General features: G+C 70.1%; 3 protein-coding genes and 1 pseudogene. 2 read left to right on the forward strand and 2 right to left on the reverse strand.

Annotated features, from left to right (window positions below; all coding sequences use genetic code 11):
- Nucleotides 1-369: pseudogene (locus tag GJV64_RS13405) on the forward strand (hypothetical protein); the annotation flags it as partial.
- On the opposite strand, the gene GJV64_RS13410 reads toward GJV64_RS13405, so the two are convergent.
- Entirely contained in the window at nt 361-1,239 is an 879-nt protein-coding gene (locus tag GJV64_RS13410; protein WP_164157860.1) for a LysR family transcriptional regulator, read from the reverse strand. The pseudogene GJV64_RS13405 and the gene GJV64_RS13410 overlap by 9 nt on opposite strands.
- A gap of 148 nt (nt 1,240-1,387) precedes the next feature.
- Between GJV64_RS13410 and GJV64_RS13415 the strand changes: the two genes are divergently transcribed.
- Nucleotides 1,388-1,984 (forward strand): sigma factor, encoded by a 597-nt coding sequence (locus GJV64_RS13415; protein ID WP_235927760.1) that lies wholly within the window; start codon nt 1,388-1,390, stop codon nt 1,982-1,984.
- Between the two features lie 6 nt (nt 1,985-1,990).
- Here the strand turns inward: GJV64_RS13415 and GJV64_RS13420 are convergent.
- The coding region (locus GJV64_RS13420) for a hypothetical protein (protein WP_164157862.1) at nt 1,991-2,762 on the reverse strand (772 nt) is incomplete at its 5' end.

Genomic DNA, 2,762 nt, shown 5'->3' on the forward strand with positions numbered 1-2,762 from the left:
TGGGGCGATGCCGCGTCTGCACTGGCCGCGGCCGGGGCACGGCTGGTCACCGTGTCGGGCGAAGTGGGCGGCGGTGCTGCGGCGCTGGCGGCGCGTGCGGGAGCGCTGGGGCTGTGTGATGTCGATCTGGGCCTGTGCCTGGCGCTCGGCCTGGTGATCAGCATACCGCCGGAACTGGCGGCGACCTATCGCGCCGGCGGCGATGACCTTGCGGCGCTGCTGGGCGGCAGCGACCGGCTGCTGCCGATCCCGGCGACGTTCCTGATCGATGGCGACGGCATCGTGCGCTTTGCCTCCGTCGATCCGGATTTCCGCCGCCGCGCCGAACCGGCCGCCGTGCTGGCGGCGCTGGGGCCACCTTCAGGCTGAAGCGCCGTCCCAGCGCCGGGCGCGGCTGGCGCGCAGGAAGCTTTCGGCGGCCAGGCTGCGCCGCCGCCCGGCAATGCCGGCCAGCACCACATCGGCGCTGATCGCGGCGCCCGCCACGGGCACGGCGCACATGGCCAGATCGCGGGGATCAGGCATGAAGCCGGTGCCCAGCCCGGCGCTGATCAGCCGCTTCAACTGTCCCATGTCGCGCGCGGCATGGCGCAGGTTCAGGCTGATGCCCACGATCTCGGCCTGCCGGCGCAGCGCCACCAGCCCTTCACAGGCATGCTCCACCAGCGGCTCGCGGGCCAGCACCTCCAGCGCCACCTCGCTCTGGTTGGCGGCCGGATGATCGCGCCGCACCACCATGCGATATTCGTGGCTGAACAGGCGCCACGCCTCGAACCGCTCGGGCGCCTCGGCCGGCGCCTCGATGATCATCAGGTCCAGCTGGCCGGCCAGCGCCTGTGCCAGCAGTTCCTCGCTGGTGCCGCTCACCACGTTCAGCTGCAGCCCCGGCATGGCCGTGCCCAGTTCGGCGAGCACGGCATCCAGCGTGGACGATTCCACCAGCGTGCACACGCCCAGCACCAGCGGTGCCACCTGCCCCTTGCCAAAGCCGCGGGCCAGCGCCTTGGCATCTTCCGCAGCGCGGTAGGTGCGTTCGAGGTGCGGCAGCATCAGGCGGCCGAGTTCGGTGAGATGGGTGCGCGCCCGTTCGCGGCGAAACAGCGGCCCGCCAAGTTCATCCTCAAGTTTCTGGATGGCGCGGGTGAGTGACGGCTGCGCCACGTTGCACTCCTCGGCAGCGCGGGTGAAGTTGAGCAGCCGCGCGGCCGACAGGAAATAGCGGATCTGGTGCATCTCCATGATGATCCCAGACTATCATCACCGGCATTTTCAGCAAGCGCGCCCTGCGCGTCATAGCCGGGCGGTATCGAACCCATGCACCCTTCGGGCCTGTGCGGCGGCCTGTCGCGCCGCAACACTGGCCTTCGTTGATGGAAGGGCAGACTCCATGGCAAACGGCTCACGCACCTCCGGCATACGCGCCGCAACCCGACAAGCCGATGCGACCGCACACTGGTCGGCCCTGATGGCGCGCGGCCGCGCCGGTGACCAACGCGCCTATGATGCACTGCTGGTGGATGTCGGCGCCTGGCTGGGCGGCTATTTCCGGCGCCGCCTGCCGCATGCGCATGTGGACGATGCCGTGCAGGAGACCCTGCTGGCGCTGCACCACCGCCGCCATGATTTCGATTGCAGTCAGCCGCTGCGCCCGTGGCTGGCGGCCATCGCCCGCTTCAAGTGGGTTGACCGGCTGCGCGCCATGGAGCGGGAGCGGACGGCGCCGGCGATGGACACCAGCTGCGCCAGCCACGAGATCGACGTGGTCTCCTGCCATGCCGTGCGCGGCCTCCTGGGCCAGCTGCGCCCGGCCCAGGCCGAGGCCATCCGCATGGTCAAGATCGACGGTCTGTCGATCGTCGAGGCCTCGGCGCTCAGCGGCCAGTCTCAGTCGTTGGTGAAGATCAACATCCACCGCGGCCTGAAGCGGCTGGCCGGGCAGCTGGAAGCAGACGCCGGGCGCGCCGAGACATCCCTGCAGGCCTGACCACCGTCAGCGGGTCGGAACGTCCGGCACGGCCATCACCACCACCTCGCCGGCGCGCCGCGTGATGCCATAGATCACCCGTCCGGCGCTGCGGTCCCAGGCCCAGGCCTGGCCTTCCAGCGGCGCCGCCATGGTGCCGACATGGGCGAGCACCGGGCCCTGCGACGGAAGCTTCATCACATAGATCTCGGCCGCGTCATGGCCGGTCAGGTAGAGCAGGCCATCGGGGCCGAAGCTGCCGCCCGAGACGCTGTTGGGTGGCAGCTTCTCAAGCACGCTGTCGGGCAGGATATAGCCGCCCACCTGCGCCCACTCTTCGTTGAAGATCACGATCTTGGTGTCGCGGCTGGTGCGGCCGCCATCGCTGCGCGGGGCATCATAATTGGCAAAGCAGGCCCACCAGCGGCCGGCCCTGCGCTCCACCCAGGTCAGCGAGCCATGCTGCACGCCCAGCGATATCGAGCGCTTGTGGGCGAGGGTGGCGGTGTCGAAGATCTCCACCGAGCTGGCCATCGGCGTCTGCGGATAGTTGGAGTTGGCGCACACCAGCTCGGCGCCCTCCACGATGCAGCTGTTGAGGTGGCGCACCACGGCGCGATCGCCGATCCATTCGGCCAACTTGCGGCCATCGCGCTTGCTGTACTTGCCGATGCGGCTGTTGGTGACGGCATAGAAGGCCTCTCCATCCACCGCCACGCCCTGCCGGGCCTCCGGCGCCTGCCAGCGCGTGATGAGCGTGGCGGCCGGCAGCTGGGCCGGAGGCGGCGGGGCCGGCAGC

This window comes from Sandarakinorhabdus rubra (assembly GCF_010994245.1).
GTDB lineage: Bacteria > Pseudomonadota > Alphaproteobacteria > Sphingomonadales > Sphingomonadaceae > Sandarakinorhabdus > Sandarakinorhabdus rubra.